We start from the raw sequence: 26,353 nt of genomic DNA, 5'->3' as shown, positions 1-26,353 counted from the left end.
TCTCCGCCCCAGCGCGACCTGCCCATGAACCTGACCTTCCCTCTTGCCACGCCATCCGACGCCGACACGCTGGTGGCGATCCGCATCGCGGCGATGCGCGACAGCCTCGAGCGCATCGGCCGCTTCGATCCGCAACGGGCGCGCGAGCGCTTTCTCGCGTCGTTCGACCCGGCGCTGTGCCGCTTCATCGAAGCCGACGGCGTGCGCGCGGGCTTCTTCGTGGTCCGTCCGAAGGACGACCACTGGCTGCTCGATCACCTGTACATCGTGCCCGCGCATCAGGGCAAGGGCATCGGCGCGGCCGTGCTGCGCAACGTCCTGGCGCAGGCCGACGCGCGGCGCGTGCCCGTTCGCGTCGGCGCGCTGCGCGGCAGCGACTCGAACCGCTTCTACGCACGCCACGGCTTCGTGCAGACCGACGAGGCGGAATGGGACATCTACTACGTGCGCGAACCGGGGCCGGCAACGGCGTAGTTCGCGCGTTGCCGCATCCGGCGCACCGCCGCACCGGACGGTTGCATCAGCGTTTTCCCGGATACGGAATGCGCGGCGCCGGCCGATGTTGCAGGGAGAGTCCAGATTTCATGACCCGAGGCCAATCATGACGATATCCGCAACGAGCGGGCCGATTGCGCCAGCGCCTGACGCGACCGGCGCGGCAGCGACATCCGGCGATGCGGGCGGCGCGCCGTCGATCCTGCTGGTCGACGACGAGCCGAGCGTGCTGTCGGCGCTCCGGCGCGTGTTCCGGCCCGCGGGCTACGAGATCCTGATCGCGGAAAGCGGCGAGGCCGCGCTCGAGATACTGGCGTCGACCGAAGTCGACCTGATCGTGTCCGACATGCGGATGCCGGGCATGAGCGGCGCGGAGTTCCTCTCCGTCGCACGGGCGCGCTACCCGGACACGATGCGCATCCTGCTGACCGGCTATGCGGAGATCGCGTCGGTCGTGCAGGCCGTCAACGAAGGCGGCGTCTATCGCTACCTGAACAAGCCGTGGGACGACCACGACCTGCTGCTGACCATCGAACAGGCGCTGGAGCAACGGCGCTTGCGGCGCGAAGCGGCGCGGCTGGCCGCGCAGAACGAGGCGCAGAACGAAGCGCTGCGCCGTTTCAACACGGCGCTCGAAGCGCAGGTGCGCGCACGCACGGAAGAACTCGGCCAGACGGTGCTGTTCCTCGAGGCCGCGCAACGCGACCTGAAAAGCAGCTTTACCGCGATGGTCCAGGTGTGCGCGAGCATGATCGAGTTGCGCTGCGGGGACGCGGGCGGGCACGCGATGCGGGTCGGCGAGATCTCGCGCCGGCTCGCGCTGTCGCTGGAGCTGGGCGAGCTGCACGCGCAGGACGTCTATTTCGCGGGGCTGCTGCACGGCATCGGCAAGTTGTCGCTGCCGGACGAATTGCTGCGCAAGCCGCCCGGGCGGATGACGGCGGAAGAACACGGGCTGTTCCAGCAGCATCCGCTGCGCGCGCAAATGGTGCTGATGCCGGTCGCGCAACTGCACCGGGTCGCGTCGATCGTGCTGCACCAGTACGAACGGTTCAACGGGCGCGGCACGCCGGACGGGCTGGCGGGCGATTCGATCCCGTTCGGCTCGCGGATCGTGGCGGTCGTGCGCGATTTCGAAGGGCTGCGCAAGGGCGACATCGGCGCGCCGCATTCGGTCGAGCTGGCGCTCGACGCGATGCGCTCGCAGGCCGGCCTGCGCTACGACCCGCGGATCGTCGACCGGCTGGGCGAGCTGATGCGGGATCCGGCCAGCCTCGGCATCGCGGCGTCCGTGGCGTCGATCAAGTCGGCGCAACTGCGCGACGGGATGCAGCTCGCCGACGATCTGCGCACGCATCGCGGCGTGCTGCTGATGACGAAGGGCAGCGTGATGTCGGCACACCAGATCGAACTCGTGCGGCGCTTCGAGACGCGCGAGGGGACGCCGTTCGACATCCTCGTACTGGCGGGCAAGGGGGCGACGACGCAGGCGCCGAACGGGGACGAGCCGTCCGCGTGACGCCGGGCGCGGCCCGCCGGCCGCGGCGACGCACTCACCTCGAACCGGGCGCTCGACCATGCAAGGCTCCTATCACCTCCCGCTCGTCCTGCTGTCGCTCGCGATCGCGACGCTGGCCTCCTACACGACCCTCGATCTGGCCGCGTTCATCGCGCTGCTCGACAAGCCGAAGCTCAAGCGCGCGTGGCTCGCCGGCGGCGCGGTGGCGATGGGAACCGGGATCTGGTCGATGCATTTCGTCGGCATGCTCGCGTTTGCGCTGCCGGTGCCGCTCGGCTACGCGTTGCCGGATACCGGGGCGTCGCTGGCGATCGCGGTGCTCGTGTCGTATGTCGCGCTGAAAGTCGTCACGCGCGGGCGGCCGGGCTGGCGCCGCTTGTGGGCCGGCGGCGCGCTGCTGGGCGGCGGAATCGCCGGCATGCACTACACGGGCATGGCCGCGCTGCGCATGCAGCCCGGGATTCGCTACGACGCGGTGCTGTGCGCCGCATCGATCGGCATTGCGGTGAGCGCCGCGACCGCCGCGTTGTGGATCGCGCAGGCGCTGCGCGTGCAGCAGGCGCGCCATGCGACCGTGCAGCGCACCGGCGCGGCGATGGTCATGGGCGCGGCCATCGCCGGCATGCACTACACGGCGATGGCGGCCGCGCATTTCGCGCCGGACGCCCGCTGCGGGGCAGCGAACGGCGTCGACGCGCCGTGGCTCGCGACGACCGTCGCGCTGTTCACGACGGCGACGCTGGTCGTCACGCTGCTGCTGAGCCGCTTCGATGCGCGCACCACCTTCCTGCGCGGGATGACCGATACGCTCGAGCGGCTGGTGCGGCTGCGGACCGACGAACTCGAACGCGCGCTGCAGCGCTACGAGCAGACCACGGCGACGCTGCAGCGCACGCGCGAGATCATGACGACCGAGATCGACGAGCGCAAGGCCGCGCAGGCGCGGCTCGAACGGGAGAGGGAGGAACAGCGGCGCCTGCTGCATGCGCTCGAGGACACCCACGAGCAGTTGCTGCAGTCGGAAAAGCTCGCGTCGATCGGTCAGCTCGCGGCCGGCGTCGCGCACGAGATCAACAATCCGATCGGCTTCGTCAGTGCGAACCTCCATACGCTGAGGACGTGGGTGCACGACCTGCTCGAGGTGGTCGCCGCGCATGAAGCCGCACTGCCGCAGCTCGACCCCGCCGCCCGCGAGACGCTGGCGGCGGCGGGCCGAGCCGCCGATCTGGCCTACGTGCGCGGCGAGATCGCGACGCTGATCGACGAATCGATCGACGGCGCGCTGCGCGTGCGGCGCATCGTGCAGGACCTGCTCGATTTCTCGCGGCCGTCCAGCGACGAGTGGAGCGTGGTCGACCTGCGCGCGGGCCTGGAGAGCACGCTGAACGTCGTCCACAACGAGCTGAAGTACAAGGCCGACATCGTGCGCGACTACGGCGACGTGCCGCCGGTCGAATGTCTGCCGTCGCAGTTGAACCAGGTGTTCATGAACCTGCTGGTCAACGCGGCGCAGGCGATTCCCGGGCGCGGCACGATCACGATCCGCACGTCGGGCGACGGCGATCAGGTGTCGATCGCGATCAGCGACACCGGAGTCGGCATGACGCCCGAGGTCCTGCGGCGGATCTTCGATCCGTTCTTCACGACGAAGCCGGTCGGGCAGGGGACGGGGCTGGGACTGTCGGTGTCGCATGGCATCGTCGAGCGCCATCGCGGCACCATCGACGTGACGAGCGAGCCCGGGCGCGGCACGACGTTCTGCATCCGGCTGCCGGTGCGGCGCGCCGCCGGCGGCAACGCGGGCGCGAAGACCGCCCCGGAAACGGCGGCGGCTATCGACGGTCCAGCAGCGTATCGCTCAGTACGCTGAAGGCCGCGCCCGGCAGCTCGTCGAGACGCTCGACCACGCTGCTGACCGGATAGAACGCCTCGACCGCATCGTCGAGAATCCCGACGCCGATCAGCTCGACGCGTTGCTCGCGCAGCGCCTCGACGCGGGCGCGCAGGTCCGTGCGCAGGATCTCCGGATGGCCGTCGCCGGTGGCCGGGTAGCCGTCCGACAGCACCATCAGGATCCGCCGCCGCGCGCGCCTCGACAGCAAGCGCTCGGCGGCCCAGCCCAGCGCCTCGCCGTCGGGGTTTTCGTGGCCGCATTCGATGCAGGCGAGGCCGCTCGGGTTGTCGGAATCGAATCGCTTGTAGACGCGCAGGTCGAGCTGCTCGACGAACCGGTTGTAGCCGAACGTGTCGCGGCCGTCGTCGATCCAGCGCTGGTAGTGCGCGCGCATCGCGGGATCCTCGACGGCGCTGTAGCCGAGCACTTCGCACGCGAAGCCGAGCCCGGTCAGCGCATCGCACAGCGCCGCCGCGCAGAGTGTCGCGAGCTCGATCTTCCTGCCGGCCATCGACCCGCTGCAATCGATCAGCAGGCTGACGGCCGCGTCGCGCCCGGGCGCCGCGCGCGTGATGCGAAACGGCGTGCGGTAGCCGGGCGACGTGACGAGGCGGGCGAGCGAGGCCCGGTCGAGTTCGCCGCGTTCCTGTTCGCGCTTCCAGCGCGTCTGCTCGTCCACTTTCAATGCGCGCTCGAGCCGCTGCTTGAGCGGCTCCGTCTGCGCGCGGGCCGCGCTGCGCAGCCGGCGCCAGCGTGCCGGCTCGCCGCTGCCGGTGAAGTCGGTCACCGTGTCGAACGCGGTGGTCAGCGGGACCGACATCAGCGGCCGCTTGTCGGCGGAGAGCCGGATCGCGCCGGGCGCCGCGTCGCCCGGCGTGGGCGACGCGGCCGACGATTGCGTGTCGGCGATCGCGCCGCCGCCGGATTCGCTCGTGGCCGGCGCGCGTGCGTCGTCCGGCGCGCCCTGGCCATCGGAGTCGAACGTCGCGGCGACGGCGTCGCTGTCGATCGTGTCGCCCGGATCGGCCGTGAACATCATGTTGTTCGCGCCGGCCGACGCCAGCGCGCGCACGCGTTCGACGATCCGGTACGCGGCGCGGATGCTGTCGGCCGTCGACGCGGCGGCGCGTGCCGCGGCGACGAGGTCGTCCAGCGCGGACAGCGTGGCGTCGAGCGACGGAACGCGCTCGACCGGGGACGGCGGTTCGTCCCACAGCGTGCGCCCGATGCGCGACAGCAGGCGGTCGCGCCACGCCATGCGCGGCCATCGGCGGAGCGTGTCGGCGGCCGAGGCCGCCCGCATGCGCGCGAGGAACGTCTTCGCGCCGGGATAGATCGCGACGAGGCGGCCGGCCGCGCGCCGGTCGTCGATCGTCTGCGCGAGGTCCCGCACGACGGGCGAGGTCAGCGCGGCGATGTCGTCGGGCGCGCCGAAACGCACGCGGGCCGCGTGGAGGTCGACGAGGCCGGTGAGCGCGTCGTCGTCGACCGTGCCGGCGAGCAGCGCGTCGGGCAGCACCAGGACGTCGCGCTGCGCGGCCGCCGGGCCGCGGGCCGCGAACCGCACCTCGAGACCGTGCCGTTGCGCGAGCGTGCGGGCCAGCCGGGTCAGGTGGAGCGCGCGTGCGTCGTCGTCCCGGTCCATCGCATCACGCCTCGACGTCGATGTGGTGGCGAATGATGCTGCGGATCAGCTCGGCGTCCTCCGCGCCGACCTTCGCATAGATCGTCGGGCCGGCGGCCGATTCGGGGTCGCCGGTGCGCAGCATCAGCTCGGCCCAGTCGATGAGGCGCCGCGTGGAGAACGCGCTGGCGAGATCCTCGCGCACGAACGCGGCGCGGCAGTCGGCGGCGATCGCCGCGAGCGTGTCGGCCATCGTCGCGGTCATCGCCGCGCCGAAGGTGCGCTGCAGCACGCGCGCCTCGTCCGGCGGCGGCAGGTAGTCGAGGCGGTACACGCGCCAGCGGTCGAGGAACGCCTCGTTCATCACGTTGGCGCCCTGGTACAGGTGGCGGAACTGCCCCATCGCGCCGACGGCATTGGCGGTCGCGAACAGCCGGAACGACGGATGCGGGACGACGATCTCGTTGCCTTTCTCCTTCAGCAGCAGGCGGCCGGCCGGTTCGAGCACGGCGGTCAGCACCGCGAGGATCGCCGGCTCCGCGAAGTCGATCTCGTCGACGATGAGCCACAGCCCCTCGCGCATCGCGGTCGGCAGCACGCCGTCGACCCAGATCGTTTCGCCGCCCTTGACGGTCCAGAAGCCGACGAAATCGCCAATCGTCGTCTGCCCGTTCATGTTCGAGCGCAGCACGCCGTGGCCGGCCAGCGCGGCGGCCTGCTCGATGAGGCTCGTCTTGCCGGTGCCGGTGTGGCCGATCAGCAGGATGCGCCGGTTCTCGACGATGTCCTCCAGCACGTTGGTCGCGCGCGCGGTGAACAGATAGGCCGGGTTCGGCGGCGGCACCAGCGGCCCGCCGGGGCCGCGCGGCATCGGCACGTCGCCCACCTGCACGACGGGCGCCGTGCCGACGGCCGCGGGCGGCCGCGACGCGTGCGCGCGGCGCAGCTCCTGCATGAAGCGGCCGCGATGGGCGGGCGTCGCGCGCTCGCCCGCTTCGCGCCGGACGAAGCCTTCCTGGAGCCACTTGTGCAGCTTCGCGTCGAGGTTGTCCGCGTCGACGACCGTATCGACCGACGTGCTGCCGTCGGGCCGGTGATGCTGGATGCGGTACATGTGCGCGCGTTCGGAGCGGCTCACGACCCATTGTCCGGCGGACGGCTCGGCCGGTTGCCGATAGACGCCGAGAACCGACGGGGCGGAGGAGTGACGGTCAGCAGGTGCGTTCATGGTGGCGGGCAGGAGTGGGCGGCCGACGTCTCGTGCGATCCAGGCGTCGCGTCGATTGTATAGGCTTGCCGCGCAAGACGGCGTTCGTGTGGAGGCCAGTCTGTCGCCCGTCAGGAACGGGCGGCGCGCCGATCATCGTCGCGAGGCATGCGGAAGGAGGGGCGCCGGTGCCGCGTCGCTGGACGGTTTGTGCCCCGGTGAGTCTGCCGGGCGCATCGACGGCGGCCGGCAACGCCCGGGCTTGCGGGGGCGATCGACGTCCTGTCCGTCACTGCCTGCCCGGCGTTCCGCGACGACCCTCCCTCGCGTCGAATCGCGGGCCGTCGCGCCTTGCTTGTCAGGGGGGAATTTGGGTACCGTGGCAGGCTTGGCCGCGCAGGGGCGTCGCACGTCCCCCGCGGATCGGCCTGACAACTGCGCGCCGGTCGGCATTGCCGGCGAAAGGGAGGGGAACGTGACGGTGACGGGAACGGACGAGCCGGCGATTCGTCGCGCCAGCGCACAGGATGCGCCGGCCGTGCTGCGGATCTTCGATGAAGTGATTGCGTGGTTCGTCGAGGTGGGCAACGACGGGCAATGGGGCCGCGAACCGTGGTCGACTTCGCCCCGGCGGATTGCGCTGGTGACCGACGCCTGTGCGCTGCCGGAAGCGTGGGTGGCCGAAGGGCGGGACGGCCGCATCGTGGGCGCGCTGATCCTGGGCGAATCGATGCCCTACGTGCCGCCCGCGACCGAGCCGGAAATCTATGTGCGAGTGCTGGTCGCCTCGCGCGACGCGCGGGCGCGCGGTGTCGGACGGCGTCTGCTGGCCTTCGCGGACGACCGCGCGCGGGCCGCCGGCGTGGCGCGCCTGCGCGTGGACTGCTACGGCGGCGGGACCGGGGCGCTCGTGCGCTTCTACGAATCCTGCGGGTACGAGCGGATCTCGACGTTCGATGTGGATGGCTGGCCGGGGCAACTGCTCGGGCGCAGTCTGTAACGGGGCCGGGACGAAGCCGCGCGGCGCGACGGTTGGCGGTCGCGGCGGGGAGGCGGGCGGGCGGTCGCCGTCTGTGCGTCCTGCCCCCTGCCGCCCCTCGGCTCGGTGGTGCATGTTTCCGGCCGCCCGCGTGCCGGTCGCGACGAGCAAGTTGCCGGTAAAGACCTGCTGCCCGACGGACGACTCGCGGGCCGACGCGCCGCGAGGCGCGGGCGTCTCGTGCGTGGCCGGCAGTGCGACCCGCACATACCGAGCAGGTTAGCCGGTAAAGACCTGCTGCCCGACGGACGCCTCGCGGGCCGACGCGCCGCGAGGCGCGGGCGTCTCGTGCGCGACCGGCAGTGCGACCCGCACATACAGGAAAGCGCGCCGCTCGCGATCGGGCAGCACTTGCGGCCCGTAGCTGAGCGTCACCGCGCCGTCGCGGATCGTCCCGGCCTGCGCGAATCGCCACGCGCCGGGATCGCTGTCGAGCAGGAACTCGGCGCGCGCATACGCGTGCGGCTCGAACAGGTCCGGAATCGCCACCGGGCGATCGTCGAGCTTGTCGAGCAACGCCTCGACCACGTCGAAGCCATAGCCGTCGCGCACGATGTCGCAGATGAAGCTGCCGGCAATGCGCGGATTCAGTTCGATCACGTGCGGCACGCCGTCGTGCACGATGCAGTCCAGGTGCACGGGCCCCCACGCGAGCCCGGCGGCCGCGGTCGCACGCGCGCCGACGTCGATCAGCGCGCGCAGCGTGCCGGCGTCGAGGTCGAGTTCGGACGTATAGCCGCGTTCGAGAAAGCCGGCGCCATGCCGTTTCAGCTTGCGAATCGCGCCGACGTAACGGCCGTCGAAGTACTCGACGCAGTATTCGCTGCCGGCCAGGAATTCCTCGACGACGATACGCCCGGCCGCGCGCGCCGTTTCATCGGCTTCCCCGGCGGCGAGCGCATCGAGTTGCGCCCGTACTTCGGCGGGATCCTCGCAGCGCCGCACGCCGTCGCTGGCGGAGCCCTCCGACGGCTTGACGACGACCGGAAAGCGCAGCGCGGCGGCCGCGGCCGCGAGCGCCGCCGGCGCCGCCAGCGTGCCCGTGACGAACTGCGCGGCCGGGATCCCGTGCGCGGCGAGCAGCGCCTTCTGGTTCGACTTCGACACCGCATGCGCGACGCGGCGGGCATCGGGGCCGGGCAGGCCGAGCGCGTCGGCGACCCACGCGGCGGTGCGCGCATAGGTGTCGTGCGCGGTCGTCACGCGCAGCGTGCGGGTTGCGTCCGGAAAGCGCGCGCGCAGCCAGCCGGCAAGCGTGTCGGCGTCCGGTTCGAGGTTGACCGTCTCGACGCCGTCGGGAAACACGCCGTCGAGGCGATGGCCGGGCGCGGTGATGACGGTCACGGCCGCCTGGCGCGCGAGCGCGGCGCGCACCAGCGCGATGCTGCTGCCGGTGGCGCGGGCGCCGATCACGATGAGTCGCTTCATGCTGGATCCTTGATCGAGAGCGGGGAAACGAAGCCGCGGCCTGCGCCGGCTAACGCGCGCGCCGGCGCAGGCGCTGCGCCTCGAGGCGCGGCAGCAGGTGCTGCACGACGCGCGGGAGCGTATAGATCGGCAACTGCGCGCACGTGAACACCAGCGCCATGGTGGGCGTCGCGGCGAGCCCGAGCGCGGCCCACATCAGGCCGACGTTGCGATTGGCGACGATCAGCGCGACGTTGAGCCGCGTGCGGACGTCGCCGGGCGTGAGCCCGTACGCGACGATCTGGAAGCCCGCGTTGACGGCGAACGCGAGGGCGATCGCGCCCAGCGCGCGGTGCGGCGCATCGAGGATCGATTGCTGCATGCCGGCCATCGTGCCGAGCGCGAACACCAGCAGCGCGGCGACGACGATCGCGTCGATCGCCGTGGCGTGGCGATCGAGCCGCGAGCCGGCAAACCGTCGCACGAGCAGCGCGACGCCTTCGGCGCTGCCGATCAGCAGCGCGAGCCGCGCCGCGAGACTCGCGGGCGAGATCGACACGGCCGCGTCGTGACTGAACCAGGCCGTCAGCAGCGGCGCGGTGAGCGGCACGAATACCATCGACGCGAGAGTCGCGACGAGCGCGACGCTGGCGTCGAGCGACAGCATGCGCGCGATCGTCGACGTGCCGCTCGACGGCGGCGCGCAGTACGCGATCACGAGCGCGACGACCCAGTCGTACGGCATGCCGGCGAACCGCGCGGCGAAGCCGAGCGCGACCGGGCACGCGATCATCGTCGCGGCGGGCAGCAGCAGCGACACGGCCGGGCGCCGCGCGACCGCGCGCACGGCGGCGGGCTCGACGCGCAGCAGCGTGCCGAGCACGAACAGGAACACGGTGACGGGCATCAGCGGCCGCGCGAGATTCGCGAGCGGCGGTGCGAGCAGCCCGAGGCCGACGCCGCACGCGAGCACCGTCGGGCCGCGCCGCACCAGTGCGGCGATCAGCGCGCGCAACGGCGGACCTCGGCGGAACGATGAACGGAGGCGGGGCCGGAACAGACGGCAGGGAGCATGCGGATTCCTCGGAAGGGCGGGCCGGCACGGCATATCCGTCAGGCTAATCCCGATGAATGGCGAAGTAAAATGATATAAACTGATCGCGTAACAAGAGAAAGTGATATGAACATACCTCTGCTCGAAACCTTCCGGGCGGTCGTGCAGGAAGGCAGCGCGTTGCGCGCGGCCGAACGGCTCGGCTGCACGCAGTCGAACGTCACGGCGCGGCTGCGCCAGCTCGAGGAATCGCTCGACGCGCCGCTGTTCGACCGGCATGGCAAGCGGCTCGTGCTGAACGACGCCGGGCGCCGGCTGATTCCGTATTGCGACCGTATCCTGCGCCTCGTCGACGAAGCGACGCAGGTCGTGCGCGAGACGCCGGTCGCGCGCAGCTTCCGGCTCGGCTCGATGGAAAGCACGGCGGCCACGCGGCTGCCGGCGCTGGCGGCCGCGCTGAAGGCGCACGATCCGGCGCTCGGCCTCGCGGTGCAGGTCGCCAGCGAGCCGGATCTGGCCGACGCGCTGCTGCGCGGCCGGATCGACGCCGCGCTCACCGCGCGCGCGGTCGTCCGGCCCGGGCTGCACTACGAGCCCGCGTTCGCGGAAGACATGGTGCTGGTGAGCGCGGCCACGGTCACGCGCCGGCAGGTGCTGGCCGGCAACGCGGTGCGGCTGCTCGCGTTTCACGACGGCTGCCCGTATCGCGCGGTCGCGGAGCACTGGCTGAAGGCGCGCGGCATCGCGATCGAGTCGGTGGCGTCGTTCGGCACGTTCGGCGCGATCCTCGGCTGCGTGGCGGCCGGGATGGGCGTCGCGATCCTGCCGAAGCGGATCACGACCGGGCACGTGGCGCGCAAGGAGTTGCGTGCGTACGCGTTCGACGATCTCGACAGCGTGACCACCTATCTCGTCACGCCCGACGCGGCGCCCGCGACGGCCGAACTCGACGCGCTGCGCGCGGTGCTCGGCCGGCAGGCGGGCGCGCTGCTCGCACGCTAGGCCGGCGCGACCGCGCGTTCGTCCGCGAAGAAATCGGCCTCGATTTCGCGGATCCGCCGGCAATCCTCGAGCAGCCGCTCGAACGTCGGACTGTACAGGCCGACCGTGCCGAGCGCCGTCTGCAGGTCGGTGGTCACGCGCAGCGTGTCGCCCACCCGGGCCCATTGCTTGAGCCCGACGAACGACGGCAGCGCCTGGATCGCCTGCCACGTGAAGTCCTGCCGGAGCACGCCGTTGCGGGACGACAGCAGCAGCACATGGCCGCAGTAGCCGCGAAACTCCGCCGGCGCGACGGCGTCGCCGAACAGCCGCTCCGGATGCAGCACGGCTTCGACGGCCGACGACACGTGGTTCTCGCCGCTGACCGCGCTCGTCAGGCGCGGATCGAGGCTGCCGTGCAGCCGCGCGTTCAGCTCGACGATCGTCGGGCCGTCGGCCGTGTCGAACAGCTCGAGATGGGTCGGTCCGAACCGCACGTCGAGCGCATCGAGCACGTCGGCCGCGTAGTCGAGCAGCGGCGCGTAGCGCGGATCGGCATGGTTCAGCACGAGCATCTTGTCGAGCCGCGGCGCATGCGTGCGGTCGCGGTGCACTTCCCACAGGCTGACTACCCGGTGACGGCCCTCGAACGACACCGAATCGACGATGTATTCCTGCCCCTCGGAATAGCTCTGGATCACGATGTCGTCGTTCGGCTGGTTGTACAGCGAGCGGGTGGCCAGCACGTCGCGCGCGGCGGCTTCGACCTGCGCGAGCGTGCGGCAGATCTTCACGCCGGCCACGCCCGCGCTGCGTGCGGGCTTCACCACGAGCGGCAGCTTGCCGTAAGCGCGCGCCCAGTCGAGCGCCGCGTCGACCGACGTGCTGTGGAAATGCACCGGCGCGCGCAGGCCGGCCTGGCGAATGCGCTCGTTCATCGCGTACTTGTCGCGCCGCGCGGCCGACGTCGCGAGCGGATTGCGGTACGGCACGTCGAGCCGCTCGGCCAGCGTGTCGGCGAGTTCGAGCGCCGCGTCGAGGCCGTGCAGCACCGCGCCGATGCGCAGGTCGCGCAGCTGGGCGAGCGTCGCGTCGAGGTCGCCGCGATGCTGGACCTCGCGGATATAGTCCGACGGCACGAACTGGTTCCGGTAGATTTCGGGCAGGTCGGGGTCGCTGATCACGTGCGCGCAGCGGATGCCGTATGCGCGGAACGCGGGCGCCAGATAGGCGGCGGTGGATGCGCCGTCGACGATCAGGACGGTATCGATGAAGCGATGGGGCATGGATTCCTCGCTCGGCTGTGGGATCGGATGAAGGGAGCGCATGGGGTCAGGCGCGCGTGCCGCCGGCGTCCGGCGCATCGCCGGGCCAGCGTGCGGCGAGCACGAGGCACACGGCGACGAGCGCGGCCGCGACGGCGAACGCGCGCGCGGCGCCGGCCGCGATCGCGGCGCCTTGGCCGGCGACCAGCGCGCCGAGCGCCGCGACGCCGACGGCCGCGCCCACCTGGCGCGCGGTATTGAGGATGGCCGACGCGGTCGCGGAGCGGCCGGCTTCGACGCTGCCGAGCAGCGTCGACGTCAGCGCGGGAATCGCGATGCCGCCGCCGATCGCCATCGCCGCGAGCCCGGGCGCCAGCAGCACGTAAGGCGCCTGCGCGCCGAGCGTTCGCCACAGCCACACGTAACCCGCGAGCGAAACGGCGAGGCCGATGACGACGGTCGCGCGGAAGCCGTACCGGACGGCCAGGCGCGCGCTCGCGATGTTGGCGAGCATGATGACGGTCAGCGGCGCGAGCGCGAGCCCCGACTCGGTGGCCGAGAACCCGCGCGCGTTCTGGAAATAGAGGCTGAGCGAGAAGATCAGCCCGTAGAACGCGGCATTCGTGATCGCGCCGATCGCGAGCACGCCCGGCACGCGCGGGACCCGGAAGAACGCGAGCTGCAGCATCGGCGCGGCCACGCGCCGCTCGATCGCGACGAACAGCGCGCCGAGCACGACCGACGCGGCCAGCGCGCCGGCCGCATACGGATCGCCGATACCCTGCGCGCCGGCCCGGATGATGCCGCCCGTCAGCAACCCGAGCACGAGCACCGCGACGATCTGGCCGGCCGGGTCGAACAGCCGCGTGCGCGCGGCGGCCGAATCCCGCACGTGTCGCAGCGTGAGCCACAGCCCGGCTACGCAGACCGGCAGGTTGATGAAGAAGATCGCGCGCCAGCCGAGCGAATCGATCAGCAGGCCGCCGAGCGTCGGCCCGGCCGCGCTGATCGCCCCGCCCGTCGCGCTCCACCATGCGACGGCCCTCACGCGCGCGGCGGCGTCGTTCGCGCACGCATGCGTGATGAGCGCGAGCGAGGTGGGCAGGATCAGCGCGGCGCCGACGCCCTGCGCGACCCGCGCGGCGATCAGCGCGGCCAGCGACGGCGCGAGCGCGCAGCCGAGCGACGCGAGCAGGAACAGCGCGAGGCCGCAGGCGAACAGCCGGCGGCTGCCGAAGCGGTCGGCCAGCGTGCCGGAGGTCAGCAGCAGCGCGGCGAACGACAGCGTGTAGGCGTCGACGATCCACTGCAGCCCGTGGACGCTCGAACCGAACGAATGCGCGAGGCTCGGAAGCGCGACGTTGACGACGGTCACGTCGAGCTGGACGATCGCGAAGCCGAGGCTCGCGGCCGCGACGGTCGGGAAAATAGCGCGCAGCGACGTGCGATGCGGCGGCGCGGCGGCGCTCGGCGCGACGTCGAGCGTCGAGGCGTGTTCGCTCATTGCGGCCTCCGTGCCGCGCGGTTTGCGGTGCGGTGCGCGGGCAAGGACGGGGCGTTTCCGAACGACGGGGGCGGCAGGCGGAATCGGGTCATCGGGCAGGTTTCCGTAGGGCGGATGGAGGGCGCCGGCCGCCGCTCGGGCGCCGGTCGCATCGTCGAATCCGACAGAAAACTAGCATCGACCTGCTAACGAATACAAATAATAACCAGCGATTTTTTAACAACTGATCGTGTTAAGGGAGGGGGCGCCAGGTTCGGGGCGAGGGTGCCTGCATTGCTGAACATATATCCAAAATTTTTGTTAGCAATCGAATTAATATCATTTCGAAATGGAATGACGGTCTCCTAGTCTTGTCGAGCGCTGCGCACCGAGGACGGCAACGCGCGGCGGTAGTGCGCTACCGCCCTTCGATCCACGATCTTTATACGAGAGACCTATGACCTATCTCGCAGACGAACGCATCGCCTTGACGGCAACGGAGTCCGGCCACATCCGCAAGACGCTCGGCGCGCTGGCCTACGATCCGGCCGGCGGCGCGGGCTACATCAGCGCGGTGCGCAAGCTCGCGTACAACGCGTTTCCCGACCGGATCGTCGATGCGTTCGACCGCGCGAAAGCGCCGACCGCCGACGCGCACGGCTCGATCGAGATCGACAACCTGCCGATCGACGACGACGTGAAGGGCAGCCCGAGGTTCGAGGAAACCGGCCGCTCGTTCAAGGCCGGCGTGTTGAGCGAGAACGTGCTCGTCGCATTGAGCACGCTGGCCGGCGAACCGTATTCGATCGCGCACGAAGGCCGCGAACTGGTGAACAACCTCACGCCGCACAAGGCAACCGCGCGCGAATACACGGGGCTCGGCTCCGAGGTCGAACTCGACTTCCATATCGAGAACGCCGCGCAGGCGCACATGCCGGAGGGCGACACGTCGCCGTTCGCGCTGCTGCTGCTCGGCGTGCGCAGCGAGGCCGGCGGCGGCCCGTATACGCGCCTCGCCGATGCGCGCCGCGCGCTGCAGTTGCTGTCGGCGGACGATATCGCGCAGCTCTACGGCGAGCACTACATCATCCGCGTGCCGTACCGGTGGCGCGGCGCGGCGCCGACGCCGCGCGACAACACCGACCTGAGCGCCGTGCTGTCGGGGCCGATCGATGCGCCGCGCGTGACGGTCGCGTTCTATCCGGACATGGTGCTGGCGGTCAATACGCGTGCGCAGGAAGCGCTGGCCAACCTGTATCGCGCGGTGCGCGAGGTGTCGTTCGGCGTCCAGGTGCAGCCGGGCAAGCTGGTGCTGATCAACAATCATTTCACGCTGCATTCGCGCGACCGCTTCGAGCCGCAGTACGACGAGAACGACCGTGCGTTGCGCTGGGTGCAGCGTGTGTTCGTCGCGCGCAGCCTGTGGAATTTCCGTGCGTTCACGCCGCTGCAGGCGCGCGTGTTCGATCCGAAGGCGCTGTATGCGGGCGACGCGTCGCCTGCGGGCCGCCCGTCGCCGGTCGCGCAGCCGGCGACGCACCGTGCGGCCGCCGCGGCGGAGCTCGAAGCGACGCCCGCGTAAGCGGGCCGGCAACGCGGGGCAGGCGGCGGGGCGTGCGTTCGCGCCGGCTTCGCCCGCATCTGCCCCTCGCATCGTCAAACAGGAAGGAATCCACACACGATGAGAAGAACCGCATTCCCCGTCGAGCGCGTCGCCCGTTTTCTGGCGGTGGCCCTGATCGGCGGCGCCGCCGCCGTGCACGCCGCGACGTTCGACCTGAGCCCCGAGCAGCCGGGCCGGCCGCGCGGCACCCCGGACCCGGCGGTCGTGCAGGCGTGGCCGGCCGGCTTCCGGTTCGCCGAGGCCAACACGCTGACGGTCGGCATCGCGCCGAACCTGCCGCCGCTCAGCACCTATGCGACCGACGCGCGCACGGTGGTCGGCTTCGATCCCGATCTCGCGCAGCTGATCGCGGACAGCGTTGGCCGCAAGCTGAAGATCGTGCCGCTTGCGTGGGCCGACTGGCCGCTCGCGCTGCAATCCGGCAAGGTCGACGCGGTGATCTCGAACGTGACGGTGACGGAGCAGCGCAAGGAGAAATTCGACTTCTCGACCTACCGGAAGGATCAGCTCGGCTTCTACGTGAAGCAGAACAGCCGGCTCGCCGCGATCCGCGAGCCGAAGGACGTCGCCGGGCTGCGCGTCGTGACCGATTCGGGCACGAACCAGGAGAAGATCCTGCTCGAATGGAACCGGCAGAACGTCGCACGCGGCCTCGCGCCGGTCGAGATCCAGTACTACGCCGATGCGGCGGAGCGCTGGGTCGCGCTGCAGTCGGGGCGCGTGGATACGATCTTCAGCGTGAACTCGATGCTCGCATACCAGGCATCGCTGCGCGGCGACGCGAAGCTGATCGGCACCGTCAGCGGCGGCTGGCCGCGCACCGCGGACATCGCGATCACGACGCGCAAGGGCAGCGGCCTGGCGGATCCGCTGACGGTCGCGATCAATGCGCTGATCGCGAACGGCAGCTACCGGAAAGTGCTCGACCGCTGGCGCCTCGACGCCGAAGCGATCGACCGGTCACAGACGAATCCGCCGGGGCTGCCGCGTACCTGAGCGCCGCACGCCGCGATGCTCAGGTGATCGGCCACTGCAGAATCACGATGCCGTCGTTGAAGTCGCTGTCGGCGCCATCCTCGGAGCCGAGCCAGCCGAGCCAGACGGTGTCGCCGGCGGACAGCGGCGCGAGGCGCGCATCGGTCGCGGATCGCTTGCCGTTGGCCGATGCGTCGATCCGGATCTTGCCGCCTTTCGAGTTCAGCGTGAACATCCGGACGCCGTCCTCGCTGTTGCCGGTGAACGACGCGGCCGGTTCCGGCGCATCGTCGATGAAGAGTTTCAGCTCCTGGCGGTCGGCGGCGTTCGCGTAGAAGATCGCCTTGAACGCGGTATCCGGCGGCAGCGTGAAGTTGCCGTTGCGATCCGACGAGGGCTTGAATCCCGGCTGCTTCGTGTCCGGCTGGCCGCCCGCGATCTCGATCGTCGTCTCCCAGCGGAAATAGCCCGAGACCGCGCCGTCCCGGTCGAGCAACGCGAAATCGGCCGTACACGCGGTGGTGCCGGCGGCCAGGACGTCGCTGCGCCAGTAGTGATCCTTCATCGGCCGGCACGGCGGGTGCAGCAGGTCGTCGGTCTCCGGCACCGGCGCGGCCGCATCGCGCACTTCGGGTTCGATCGGCGCGACGATGCCCGCCTCCTTCAGCGTGAACCGGACGAACAGCACGCTGACCTCGGCGCGCAGCGCCAGCGCGGTCTCGCGCAGGCGCAACTGGTCGCCCGGCGCCAGGCCGGCAAACAGCCGGCTGTCGTTGTGGCCGAGCTGCGCGGCGTCGCCGGGGCTCACCACATAGAGGTGCCGGCCGTCGATCGCGGTCGGCGCGGTGGGGTCCTTGCTCGCTTCAGGGTAGGCCGACAGCAGCGTGACGGCGTCGACGATCACGAGCACATCGCAACGAACACCAGGCATGAGCGCTTCCTCCGCAACAAGTGAATGACGCGGGCGGCCGCCGCGCGGCCGCCCGCCTGCCGCGATCAGTTATGGATCGAGATGAACGGATCCCAGGAGAAGCAGCCCTGGCTCTGGCAATTGCGGTCGATGATCTGGAACTGGAAGTGGTAGGTCACGCGGCCGACCTTCAGGCATTCCGACGACCAGTAGTAGTTCGAAACCTTCTGGCAGGTCGGCACCTCGGGCTTGCTGGTGTTCGGCACCGGGATCGATGCTTCCGCGACGCGCGGCGTCGGCGTCGAGATCAGCTCGTTGCCGACGTTGCCGATGAACTTGTAGAACACCACCTGGTTCTCGAAGCCCAGCGACAGGCTCGTTTCACGCCAGCGGATCAGGTCGCCGACCTGCGCCTTCAGGTCCAGTTCGCCACCGGCCTGACCGGATACGACGTTGTCCTGGTTGGTGACCATGTACACGTGCTTCCAGTCGATCAGCGTCGGACTATTCGGATTCTTGCTGGGATTCGGATATTTTTTGAGAATGGTTTCGGTATCGAAAGAGACGAGCACATCGGTAACGCGTGACATAGAAGCTCCCGTTTGAAGGAATGGGACTTATTGTTGCGCGAATTTCTTCGTGCGGCCGCCATCGCCTTGTGCTGCAAGGCTCTGTGCCGATCCCGGCACATCCCGGCGCGATGGCGAATGCAGATTATCCCGTTCGGTTAATTATGGAAGCTGTAAAAGTAAACAGGGTGTTTAATACTATTTCAGACGGTAATTTTAAAATCGGAATCAATCCAGTTGATGCGTTTCGATAATATTGTGTAATTGAATCTGTTAATTGATCGGCCGATGGGTTTCGGCCGCGGCGCGCAGGGGCCGCGCGGCTACCGGTATGTCCAGAGCCGGTGCAGCACGAACGTCGTGGGCGGAATCAGCAGCGCGATCGCGACGATGCTCATCCCGCGCGACACGCCGAGCGTCGCGGTGGCGTGCGCGAGCAGCATCGTCTCGGCGAAGCCGGCGAGCGCGACCGCGAGAAAGCGTGCGACGCTGCGCGTGCACACGGTCGACGAGAAGCTCCACAGCGTATTCGCGAGATACGAGAACGCCGTCGCGCACAGGAATGCGATCGCGTTCGCAGTCACCCGCGTCGCATCGAACAGCGCGAACATCGACGCGGCGACCAGCGCGTGGATCGCGGTCGAGCCGAGCCCCGACATGCCGAAGCGCACGAGCCGCGTGCGCTCGGCAATCAGCCGCGCGAGCATGGCGGGCCCGCGCGCGTCAGCGTGCACCGAGCCGCGCACGGGCCGGCTGCGTGCGGCGGCGGGCGATCTGGCGGCGCGCATCGCGCGCGACCGGGAGTTCGATCACCTTGCCGTGCGTCTGGTAGCGGCGGCGGATCAGGTAGACGGGCCGCTGCTTCGACTCGTCGTAGATCCGCCCGATGTACTCGCCGACGACGCCGATCCCGATCAGCTCGATGCCGCCGATGAACAGCGTGACCGAGATCAGCGACGCGTAGCCGAGCACCGGGTTGCCGAACAGCAGCGTGCGGAAAATGATGAAAGTGCCGTACAGGAACGCGAGCGCGGCGATGCCGACGCCGATGTAGGTCCAGCTGCGCAGCGGCACGGTGCTGAAGCTGGTGATGCCTTCCAGCGCGAAATTCCACAGTTTCCATCCCGAGAACTTCGACTGTCCGGCGCTGCGCGCGTCGCGCTGGTATTCGACGATCACGGTGCGGTAGCCGACCCACGCGAACAGCCCCTTCATGAAGCGATGGCGCTCGGGCAGGCTGCGCAGCGCATTCACGACCTTGCGGTCCATCAGCCGGAAATCGCCGACGTTCTCCGGCAGCTTCACGTCCGACAGCATGTTGTGCACGCGGTAGTAGATCGCGGCCGCGGTGCGCTTCGCGAACGAATCGCACGCGCGGCTGCTGCGCTTCGCGGCGACCACTTCCGCGCCGTTGCGCCAGTGCTCGATCATCACGGGAATCAGGCTCGGCGGGTCCTGCAGGTCGGCGTCGAGCGGAATCACCGCGTCGCCGGCGGCTTCGTCGAGGCCGGCCGTCAGCGCGGCCTCCTTGCCGAAGTTGCGGGTGAGATCGATCACGCGCACGCGCCGCTCGCGCAGGCCGATCCGGATCAGGCGCTCGAGCGTGTCGTCGCGGCTGCCGTCGTTCACGCAGACGATCTCGAAGCGCACGCCGTCGATGGCCGTCAGCAATGGCAGCACGACGTCGAAGAAGCGTTCGACGGCCTCGCCTTCGTTGTAGAACGGCACGACCAGCGATACGAGCGGCGTATAGAGCGATTCCCGCATGGTGTTCTCCCCTTGTTATGGTGCGTCACCGGACGGCGCCGGCGGTCGGGCGGCCGGCGCGGCGCAAGCCGTACGCCGGGCGGTGATGGGTTCTGGCCGGATGCGCGAACGCGGTCCCGGTCGAATCGTCGCGCGCGTCCGGCATCGCCGGCACGTCGCGGCGCTCCTGCGCGATCCGGCTGACGAGCAGGCCGAGCGACGCCAGCGTGACGAGCGGCATGAACTGGAACGACAGATGCGGCACCGCCAGCAGGCCCGCGAGCGGCATCAGCCACAGCAGCAGCAGCCATTCGCGATCGAAGCGCCGCCAGCCGCGCGTCCACGCATAGCGCGCGTACCACGCGATCACGATGCCGTACCACGTCAGGTCGTAGTCGTACAGGTACGGGCTGACGAGCAGGCACGCGCAGGCGAGCGTCGCGGCGCGCAGCGCGTACGCGCAGTCGCCGCGCCATGCATAGGCGACGGCGGCGGCCGCGGTTGCCGCCGACAGCAGCTGAAGGCCGTTCGCGACGATCGCGGGCCAGCCGGCCATCGTCGCGAGCGCGAATGCGGACGGCATGCGCGCGACCCTGGCCTGGCCGTGGCCGATGATCGTGTAGACGCCGCCGATCACGTGCGCGAACGTGACCCACGGGCCGAACCCGAACGCGAGCGTCGCGAGCGCGACGCTGCAGGCGATTGTCGCGGCCCACGCGGCCAGTGCGCGCCATTGGCCGGCGCACAGCAGCGCGAACGGAAACAGCACCGCGAGCTGCGGCTTCATCGTCAGCAGGCCGAAGCAGATCCCCGCGTACACGGGGCGGCGGTTCAGCAGCAGCAGGCCGGCGCCGGCGAGCGTCGCGGTGAGCAGGCTGGTTTGCCCGACGATCACGGTGAGGAAGGCGCCGGGGAACGCGAGCGCGCACAGCCAGGCGGGGTCGTGCTGCACGGTCGCGCGCAGCGTCGCCGCGAACAGCGCAACCGTGACGCCGAGCCACAGCACGAGCGCCAGCAGGTACGGCAGCCAGCCGAGCGGCAGGACAAGCAGCAGCATGCTGGGCGGATAGAGCCACGGCAGCGTGCCGCCCGCGAGCGTCATGGTCGGGACCGCGAGCTTCTGGATCGCGAACAGCGCGGAGAACTGCCACGCATCGGCCGCCCGCCCGTGCGCGGCGAGCCACGCGGCGCTCCAGATCGGCGAGAAATCCTGCGACAGCGGCTCCAGCGCGCCGTTGTGCGACAAGTACACGCGGATCACGTAGATGCCGATGAACAGCACTTCGGCCACGAGCGCGGCGCCCGCATAGAGGCACACGCGCCGGCGGTTGAGCCAGTGCGGGTAACGGCGCGGGCCGGCGATCGGGAGTGCCGGATGCACGCCGGCATCCGGATGCGCATGGTGGACGGCGTTCGACGGTTTCATCGCGCGCTCCGGGAGGTGAGCGCCGCACGGCGCACGACGACGAACAGCACCGCGAGCAGCACGAGCGGCCCGACCTGCGGCAGCTTCATCAGCCGGTTGAACATCTCGAAGATCGGCAGCAGCCACGCGAGCACGAGGATCCCCTGTTCGCCCGGCAGCCAGCCTTCGTCGAGGCCGCATGCGATCAGGCAGAAGATCGCGATGCCGAGCCACGTCAGTTCGTAGTTCCACAGGTACGGGGTGGTCAGCAGGGTGGCGACCGCCAGCACCGCGCCGCGCAGCCGCATGTCGCGCGTGCGGCGCCAGACGTCGACGGCCGCGGCGAGCGCGAGCAGCGCGACCGCCGCCTGGGCGGCCAGCGCGGCCGAAACCGGCGCGCCGGCGAGGCGCAGCGCGGCGAACGGCGTCGGCGACGCGAGCCAGTACGACGGGAGCATGAAGTGCTGGTCGCGCACCGTCGACAGCGCGAGGCTCAACCCGTGCAGCGCGCCGGGGCCGGCCAGCGCGATGCCGGCGGCCGCGAACAGCGTCGCGCTGAGGGCGGCCGCCGCGAACGTGCGCCATGCGCGCGCCGCGACCAGCACGAACGGGAACACCACGGCCAGTTGCGGCTTGATCGCGAGCAGCCCGATCAGCAGGCCGGCGACGATCGGGCGCCGGCCGAGCAGATGCAGCGCGAGCGCGGCGATGCCGGCCGTGAGGATGCTGTTCTGGCCGAACAGGGCCGCCATGCATACCGCCGAATACGCGACGACGACGAGCGCCGCGGCGCGCGGCACGGGAAGATGCGCGCGCAATCCCGACAAGCGCGAGACGGCGAACGCGTAGCATAAAAGACTGCCCGCGAAAAAAAGGAAATATGCGGGCAGGAAAGGCACGAGGGCGACCGGCGCGACGAACAGCAGCATCGTCGGCGGATAGAGCCAGGGAAGCGGCCGGTGCTGCAGATACGCATCGAACTGCGCAAGCTCGGCCTGCATGAAGGAGGACGGGTCGTAGGCCGCCGCGGCATGGCCGTGCAACACCAGGTGCGAGGCGGTCCAGAAGACCGAGAAGTCGACGGCGGGGCGGACCGTGGCGTTCGACGTGAAGCCGTTCGTCACGATGCCCCAGACGGTTGCCAATGCAGCGAATAGCATCAGCATGATGCAGCTGTACGGAACGATCCGGTCGGCTGTCAGCCATTGAGCGCGATGCGTCGCACGCTCGCGCGTTCCACGATTGGCCGTGTACATGATTCCCCGTATGCGGTAGAGGCTGCGTGGTCTGTCGCAACCGTTTCGTGCGGTCATGCCTGCGGATCGATTCGCTCTGAATTGGCGTGGTCCGGTGAATTCATTGTTGAAGAAAAAATCCTGCGTGGCAAATCGGCAGTTGAAAGGAGAAATTGAGATCGGTTGAAAACACGCGTGAAAACGGCATTTTCTGGTATGAGAAATTCGCGCGGCCAGCCTTTATGTTTCCGCGCTGAAACATTCTTACGTTTGGGCCGGTTCCGGGCCCCGCCGATCCGGTGCGACGCAGGCGGCTTCCCGCGTCCGGGAAAATCCCGAGCAGAAATTTTCGCGCCTTGTCGCAGCGCGGCGGCGGGCGTTCCGGCTTACAACGCTTGCGGAAAAACAGCGATCAAATCTGAAACATTTTTCGCGCCGGCAGGCCGGACGGCGTGCGCCGGCATCGCCGTCACCCTTGATGGGCCTCGATTCGGCTGAAGGTGGCCTGCTCTTTGCGTAAGCGTTGGCACGGCAGTCGACGCGGTGACGACCGGGCGGTTCCGGCAACAGGCAACAGGCAAACGGAACCGGCCGCGGAATCACCAGGGGAAAGCAAGGCCGGAGCGCGCAGCACCTACACCGCGCCAGGCCGATGTACCGCACAGGCTTTCGTCGAATGGCGCGTGATACCCGGTTTCGTCCGGGCAATAAAAAGTCGGCATGACCGCCTACGGGGAATAAGAATGAAAGACCACAGCACATCGCGGTTCGCAAGTCGCAATAGAATCAGAAACGACTTGCTGCATTACCGGGCGTTTTTATCCGGTTCAATTGAATCGAGCGCATCGAACGGCCGTCGCGCCGTTCCGGTCGGCCTGCACGCCGGGGGTATCCGGCCGGCCGAATCGCTCGGGCGTCTCATGCTTTCCCGCTGATCGACTTCCGTTCGCACGGACAGGTGCACGCATCCCTGTCCCGGCCGCGGAGCGTCGCGTCCCGATTGTCCAGCAGTACCGGTGGTGCCCATCCCCGACGTCCGAGCGACGAAGGGAATTTCATAGTAGTCCGAAGGGAGAGTGCATATGCGAAGAGTCATCGAAAAGATCGCGTGGATCATCCAGGATCAGGGCGGCGTGGCGGCCATTGAATACGGCCTGATTGCCGCACTGATCGCGATCGGCATCGTCGTCGCGTTGACGACGATCGGGACGGACCTGAAGACCGCGTTCAGTACGGTCGCCACGGATCTGAGCTCGATAGTCGCAGGCATTTGACGGAAGGCGGGGCGAACCTCAACGGGATCGTTCGCTGCGTCATCCAGGCATCGGCAGCATTCCTCGGCGTATCGATGCACGGTCGACGACCGGCCGGTATGCGAGGGCTTTGAAATTCACCACACAAGGAGATCGACATGTCCAAGTTCATTCAACAAACCCGTGATTTCATCCGCGACGAAGACGGCGTGGCCGCCATCGAATACGGCCTGATCGCCGCACTGATCGCCGTCGGCATCATCGCCGCGCTGTCGACGATCGGTACGGATCTGAAGACCGTGTTCAGCACGATCGCGGCCGACCTGAATTCGGCGGTCTCGGGCCTTTGATGAACCGTACCGAGGGCGGCTCGGCCGGTGCAGCGTTCGAGCCGTCCCCGGTATCCCGATCCAGCCGGAACCGGAGACCATCATGGCAGACAGGGTGCGTGCGGCATGCCGCCTGCCCGGCGACGAAACGGGCGTGACGTCGATCGAGTGCGCGTTCCTCGCGGCGGCGTTCGCCGTCGCCGTGCTCGGCAGCGTCGTCATGTTCCAGGGTCCGCCGGCCGATCCGCCCGGGGTGATCGCAACGGCCGTCGCGGCCGCAGCGGCCACCGCGCTGGCCATGGTTTCCTGATTTTTCGATTCGCTCGCGAGGTTCGCCATGCTACCTGTTGCGCCGCCTTACCCGATTCCGTTGTGCGTGACGCTGCTCGCGGTGGCCGCGGCCAGCACGGACCTCGCGACCCGCCGCATTCCGAACCGCCTCGTCGCGGCCGGACTGGCCGGCGCGCTGGTCGCCCAATGCGTGCTGCACGGCGTGTCGGCCGGCGCGCTCGGCTGGCTTGCCGGCGCGGCGACCGGCTTCGCGCTGCTGCTGCCGCTCTACCTGTTGCGCGGGATGGCGGCCGGCGACGTGAAGCTGATGCTGGCGATCGGCGCGTGGGTCGGCGCGGAAATGACGTGCTACATCGTGCTGGCCACCTTCCTGGCCGGCGGGGTCGGCGCCGTCGCGTTCGCGCTGTCGCGCGGGCGCATGCGCCGGATCTGGGCGAACGTCCGCGTGCTGATCGCGCGGCGCGTGCAAGGCGCGCACACGGCGTCGGCCGACGGCGGCGCGCCCATCGCGTCGGTCGGCTCGCTGCCGTACGGCGTCGCGATCGCGGCCGGCACGCTGGCCATGTTGTTCGCGTCGTGCGCGTAGCGCGACGCATCCGCACCGAGGACGGAGCGACCATGAACCCGAATCCCACCGAACCGGTCCACAACGCGCAGGTGACGCACCTGCCCGATCCGTTGCCGTCGCGGGAGGCGCACGCGAAGCCGGGCGCGCTCCTGCCGGCCGCGCCGCGTTCGCTCGACGAAACCGGGTTGAGCAGGACGTTCGTCGCCGGGCTCGTGCTGAAGTCGACGCTGCTGCTGGGCCGCCCGTCGTACGGCGACCTCGTCGAGCGGCACTGCCTGCCGCTCGCGGTGCTCGACGACGTTTTCTCGTTCCTGGTGCGCGAGCATCTCGTCGAGCTCGCCCATCGCGGCGCGACCGATCTCGACGTGACGTTCCGCCTGACCGAGTCGGGCCGCGTGCTCGCGCTCGAGGAGCGGGCGCGCAGCAGCTACAGCGGGCCCGCGCCGGTGACGCTCGACGCGTATCTGGCCAGCGTGGCCGCGCATTCGGTGCGCAAGCTGACGGTCGGCCGGGACGACGCATGGGCCGCGTTCGAAGGCGTCGTGATCGACCGGGCGGTGCTCGATGCGGCCACCGCGGCGCTGAACGCGGGCCGTCCGCTGCTGATCCACGGCCCGGCCGGCAGCGGCAAGACCTTTTTCGCCGAACGGCTCGGCGCGCTGATGCGCGGTTGCGTGCCGGTGCCGCACGCGATCTGCGCGGCCGGCGAAGTGATCCAGATCTACGACCCGCTGGTGCACGTCGACGCGGCGTCGCAACCCGGCGGCCAGTCGGTCGATCGTCGCTGGCGCCTGTGCGAACGGCCGGTCGTGACGTCCGGCGGCGAACTGACGCTCGACGAGCTCGACCTGCGCCGCGACGCCGCCGCGGGCTTCTATCAGGCGCCGCCGCACATGAAGGCGAACATGGGCATGTACGTCGTCGACGATCTCGGCCGCCAGCGCGTCGCGCCGCGCGACCTGCTCAATCGCTGGCTGCGCCCGCTGGACCGCGGCGTCGATTTCATGACGCTCGATTCGGGCAACCGCCTGGTGCTGCCGTTCGATGTCTGGCCGGTGTTCTCGAGCAACCTGTCGCCGGAACAGTTCTGCGACGACGCGTTCCTGCGCCGCCTCGGCTCGAAGCTGCGGATCGGCCCGCTGCCGATCGACGACTACCGCGCGCTGTTCGACGCGGCCTGCGCGTCGCTGGGCCTCGTGGCGGCGGGCGACGCGTTCGACTACCTGCTGCACCGGCTGCATCTGCCGACCGGCAAGGCGTTTCTCGCGTGCTTCCCGATGGACCTGCTGCGCCTCGCGGCCGCCGGCGCACGGTATCGCGGCGGCCCGCCCGAAGTCACGCGCGACGCGCTGCACGAAGCCTGGGCGAGCTATTTCGGCGCGGCGCCCGAGCGCGACGGCGGCGATCCGCCGACCGTCGAGCGCGGCGGGCGCACCTACGTCACCGGTTGAGCCGTTCCATTCACGATTCGTCGAGGAGC

Annotated in this window: 24 protein-coding genes; 12 read left to right on the top strand and 12 right to left on the bottom strand. The window is 69.8% G+C overall.

The genetic code is table 11. The features are described 5' to 3' along the window. Positions 1–24 precede the first annotated feature (24 nt). The 3 genes from GQ56_RS0106480 (at position 25) to GQ56_RS0106470 (ending at position 3,884) form a co-directional block, all read left to right on the top strand. Positions 25–474 (top strand): GNAT family N-acetyltransferase, encoded by a 450-nt coding sequence (locus GQ56_RS0106480; RefSeq protein WP_031397872.1) that lies wholly within the window; start codon positions 25–27, stop codon positions 472–474. 127 nt (positions 475–601) lie between these two features. Beyond that, positions 602–2,014 (top strand): HD domain-containing phosphohydrolase, encoded by a 1,413-nt coding sequence (locus GQ56_RS0106475; protein WP_031397871.1) that lies wholly within the window; start codon positions 602–604, stop codon positions 2,012–2,014. A gap of 58 nt (positions 2,015–2,072) precedes the next feature. Continuing rightward, on the top strand, positions 2,073–3,884 hold the full coding sequence (locus GQ56_RS0106470) for a histidine kinase (RefSeq protein ID WP_052007202.1): 1,812 nt from the start codon (positions 2,073–2,075) through the stop codon (positions 3,882–3,884). Here the strand turns inward: GQ56_RS0106470 and GQ56_RS0106465 are convergent. Together GQ56_RS0106465 and GQ56_RS0106460 are read right to left on the bottom strand one after the other, a co-directional pair. Next, entirely contained in the window at positions 3,847–5,553 is a 1,707-nt protein-coding gene (locus tag GQ56_RS0106465; protein ID WP_031397869.1) for a cobaltochelatase CobT-related protein, read from the bottom strand. The genes GQ56_RS0106470 and GQ56_RS0106465 overlap by 38 nt on opposite strands. A gap of 4 nt (positions 5,554–5,557) precedes the next feature. Further along, entirely contained in the window at positions 5,558–6,760 is a 1,203-nt protein-coding gene (locus GQ56_RS0106460) for an AAA family ATPase (protein ID WP_031397868.1), read from the bottom strand. A 454-nt stretch (positions 6,761–7,214) separates the two neighbouring features. Between GQ56_RS0106460 and GQ56_RS0106455 the strand changes: the two genes are divergently transcribed. Next, positions 7,215–7,739 (top strand): GNAT family N-acetyltransferase, encoded by a 525-nt coding sequence (locus tag GQ56_RS0106455; RefSeq protein ID WP_031397867.1) that lies wholly within the window; start codon positions 7,215–7,217, stop codon positions 7,737–7,739. A gap of 258 nt (positions 7,740–7,997) precedes the next feature. Here GQ56_RS0106455 and GQ56_RS0106450 read toward each other — a convergent pair whose 3' ends face one another. Both GQ56_RS0106450 and GQ56_RS0106445 read right to left on the bottom strand, forming a co-directional pair. Next, entirely contained in the window at positions 7,998–9,206 is a 1,209-nt protein-coding gene (locus GQ56_RS0106450; RefSeq protein WP_052007201.1) for an ATP-grasp domain-containing protein, read from the bottom strand. A 49-nt stretch (positions 9,207–9,255) separates the two neighbouring features. Continuing rightward, on the bottom strand, positions 9,256–10,200 hold the full coding sequence (locus GQ56_RS0106445) for a hypothetical protein (RefSeq protein ID WP_031397865.1): 945 nt from the start codon (positions 10,198–10,200) through the stop codon (positions 9,256–9,258). A 165-nt stretch (positions 10,201–10,365) separates the two neighbouring features. Between GQ56_RS0106445 and GQ56_RS0106440 the strand changes: the two genes are divergently transcribed. Beyond that, entirely contained in the window at positions 10,366–11,241 is an 876-nt protein-coding gene (locus GQ56_RS0106440; RefSeq protein ID WP_031397864.1) for a LysR family transcriptional regulator, read from the top strand. Here the strand turns inward: GQ56_RS0106440 and GQ56_RS0106435 are convergent. Both GQ56_RS0106435 and GQ56_RS0106430 read right to left on the bottom strand, forming a co-directional pair. Continuing rightward, a complete protein-coding gene (locus GQ56_RS0106435) occupies positions 11,238–12,506 on the bottom strand; it encodes an ATP-grasp domain-containing protein (protein ID WP_031397863.1) in 1,269 nt (422 codons plus the stop codon). The genes GQ56_RS0106440 and GQ56_RS0106435 overlap by 4 nt on opposite strands. Positions 12,507–12,552: 46 nt before the next feature. After that, positions 12,553–13,989 carry an MFS transporter gene (locus GQ56_RS0106430; RefSeq protein WP_031397862.1) on the bottom strand — a complete coding sequence of 479 codons (1,437 nt, stop codon included), beginning with the start codon at positions 13,987–13,989 and terminating at the stop codon, positions 12,553–12,555. Between the two features lie 436 nt (positions 13,990–14,425). Here GQ56_RS0106430 and GQ56_RS0106425 point away from each other — a divergent pair, with 436 nt between their 5' ends. Continuing rightward, the gene (locus GQ56_RS0106425) at positions 14,426–15,550 is read left to right on the top strand and encodes a TauD/TfdA family dioxygenase (RefSeq protein ID WP_031397861.1); all 1,125 of its coding nucleotides are present in this window, start codon (positions 14,426–14,428) and stop codon (positions 15,548–15,550) included. 99 nt (positions 15,551–15,649) lie between these two features. After that, complete coding sequence (locus GQ56_RS0106420; protein ID WP_031397860.1) at positions 15,650–16,588, top strand: ABC transporter substrate-binding protein; 939 nt, start codon at positions 15,650–15,652, stop codon at positions 16,586–16,588. 19 nt (positions 16,589–16,607) lie between these two features. Here the strand turns inward: GQ56_RS0106420 and GQ56_RS46425 are convergent, their stop codons facing one another. The 6 genes from GQ56_RS46425 to GQ56_RS0106385 all read right to left on the bottom strand — a co-directional run bounded on the left by GQ56_RS46425 (position 16,608) and on the right by GQ56_RS0106385 (position 22,453). Then, positions 16,608–17,498, bottom strand: a complete 891-nt coding sequence (locus GQ56_RS46425; RefSeq protein WP_075122882.1) for an AidA/PixA family protein — start codon at positions 17,496–17,498, stop codon at positions 16,608–16,610. 65 nt (positions 17,499–17,563) lie between these two features. After that, the gene (locus GQ56_RS0106405; protein WP_031397858.1) at positions 17,564–18,067 is read right to left on the bottom strand and encodes an inclusion body family protein; all 504 of its coding nucleotides are present in this window, start codon (positions 18,065–18,067) and stop codon (positions 17,564–17,566) included. A gap of 302 nt (positions 18,068–18,369) precedes the next feature. Continuing rightward, positions 18,370–18,753: a GtrA family protein gene (locus GQ56_RS0106400; protein ID WP_031397857.1), complete on the bottom strand. Its 384-nt coding sequence runs from the start codon at positions 18,751–18,753 to the stop codon at positions 18,370–18,372. A gap of 16 nt (positions 18,754–18,769) precedes the next feature. Continuing rightward, on the bottom strand, positions 18,770–19,813 hold the full coding sequence (locus GQ56_RS0106395; protein ID WP_031397856.1) for a glycosyltransferase family 2 protein: 1,044 nt from the start codon (positions 19,811–19,813) through the stop codon (positions 18,770–18,772). A 25-nt stretch (positions 19,814–19,838) separates the two neighbouring features. Next, the gene (locus GQ56_RS0106390; protein ID WP_031397855.1) at positions 19,839–21,218 is read right to left on the bottom strand and encodes a glycosyltransferase family 87 protein; all 1,380 of its coding nucleotides are present in this window, start codon (positions 21,216–21,218) and stop codon (positions 19,839–19,841) included. Further along, positions 21,215–22,453 carry a glycosyltransferase family 87 protein gene (locus tag GQ56_RS0106385; RefSeq protein WP_031397854.1) on the bottom strand — a complete coding sequence of 413 codons (1,239 nt, stop codon included), beginning with the start codon at positions 22,451–22,453 and terminating at the stop codon, positions 21,215–21,217. Before GQ56_RS0106385 ends, GQ56_RS0106390 begins: the two co-directional genes overlap by 4 nt. A 1,061-nt stretch (positions 22,454–23,514) precedes the next feature. Between GQ56_RS0106385 and GQ56_RS0106380 the strand changes: the two genes are divergently transcribed. The 5 genes from GQ56_RS0106380 to GQ56_RS0106360 all read left to right on the top strand — a co-directional run bounded on the left by GQ56_RS0106380 (position 23,515) and on the right by GQ56_RS0106360 (position 26,324). Beyond that, positions 23,515–23,706: a Flp family type IVb pilin gene (locus GQ56_RS0106380; protein WP_031397853.1), complete on the top strand. Its 192-nt coding sequence runs from the start codon at positions 23,515–23,517 to the stop codon at positions 23,704–23,706. Between the two features lie 137 nt (positions 23,707–23,843). Next, positions 23,844–24,035, top strand: coding sequence for a Flp family type IVb pilin (locus tag GQ56_RS0106375; protein WP_031397852.1), 192 nt, complete (start codon positions 23,844–23,846; stop codon positions 24,033–24,035). A gap of 82 nt (positions 24,036–24,117) precedes the next feature. Then, positions 24,118–24,324 carry a hypothetical protein gene (locus tag GQ56_RS0106370; RefSeq protein ID WP_031397851.1) on the top strand — a complete coding sequence of 69 codons (207 nt, stop codon included), beginning with the start codon at positions 24,118–24,120 and terminating at the stop codon, positions 24,322–24,324. A 27-nt stretch (positions 24,325–24,351) separates the two neighbouring features. Beyond that, a complete protein-coding gene (locus tag GQ56_RS0106365; protein ID WP_031397850.1) occupies positions 24,352–24,891 on the top strand; it encodes an A24 family peptidase in 540 nt (179 codons plus the stop codon). 32 nt (positions 24,892–24,923) lie between these two features. Further along, the gene (locus GQ56_RS0106360; RefSeq protein WP_031397849.1) at positions 24,924–26,324 is read left to right on the top strand and encodes a P-loop NTPase family protein; all 1,401 of its coding nucleotides are present in this window, start codon (positions 24,924–24,926) and stop codon (positions 26,322–26,324) included. The last annotated feature ends 29 nt before the right edge of the window (positions 26,325–26,353 follow it).

It is taken from the genome of Burkholderia paludis, assembly GCF_000732615.1.
In the GTDB taxonomy this organism is placed as follows: domain Bacteria; phylum Pseudomonadota; class Gammaproteobacteria; order Burkholderiales; family Burkholderiaceae; genus Burkholderia; species Burkholderia paludis.
This window is presented reverse-complemented; position numbering and strand designations above follow the sequence as displayed.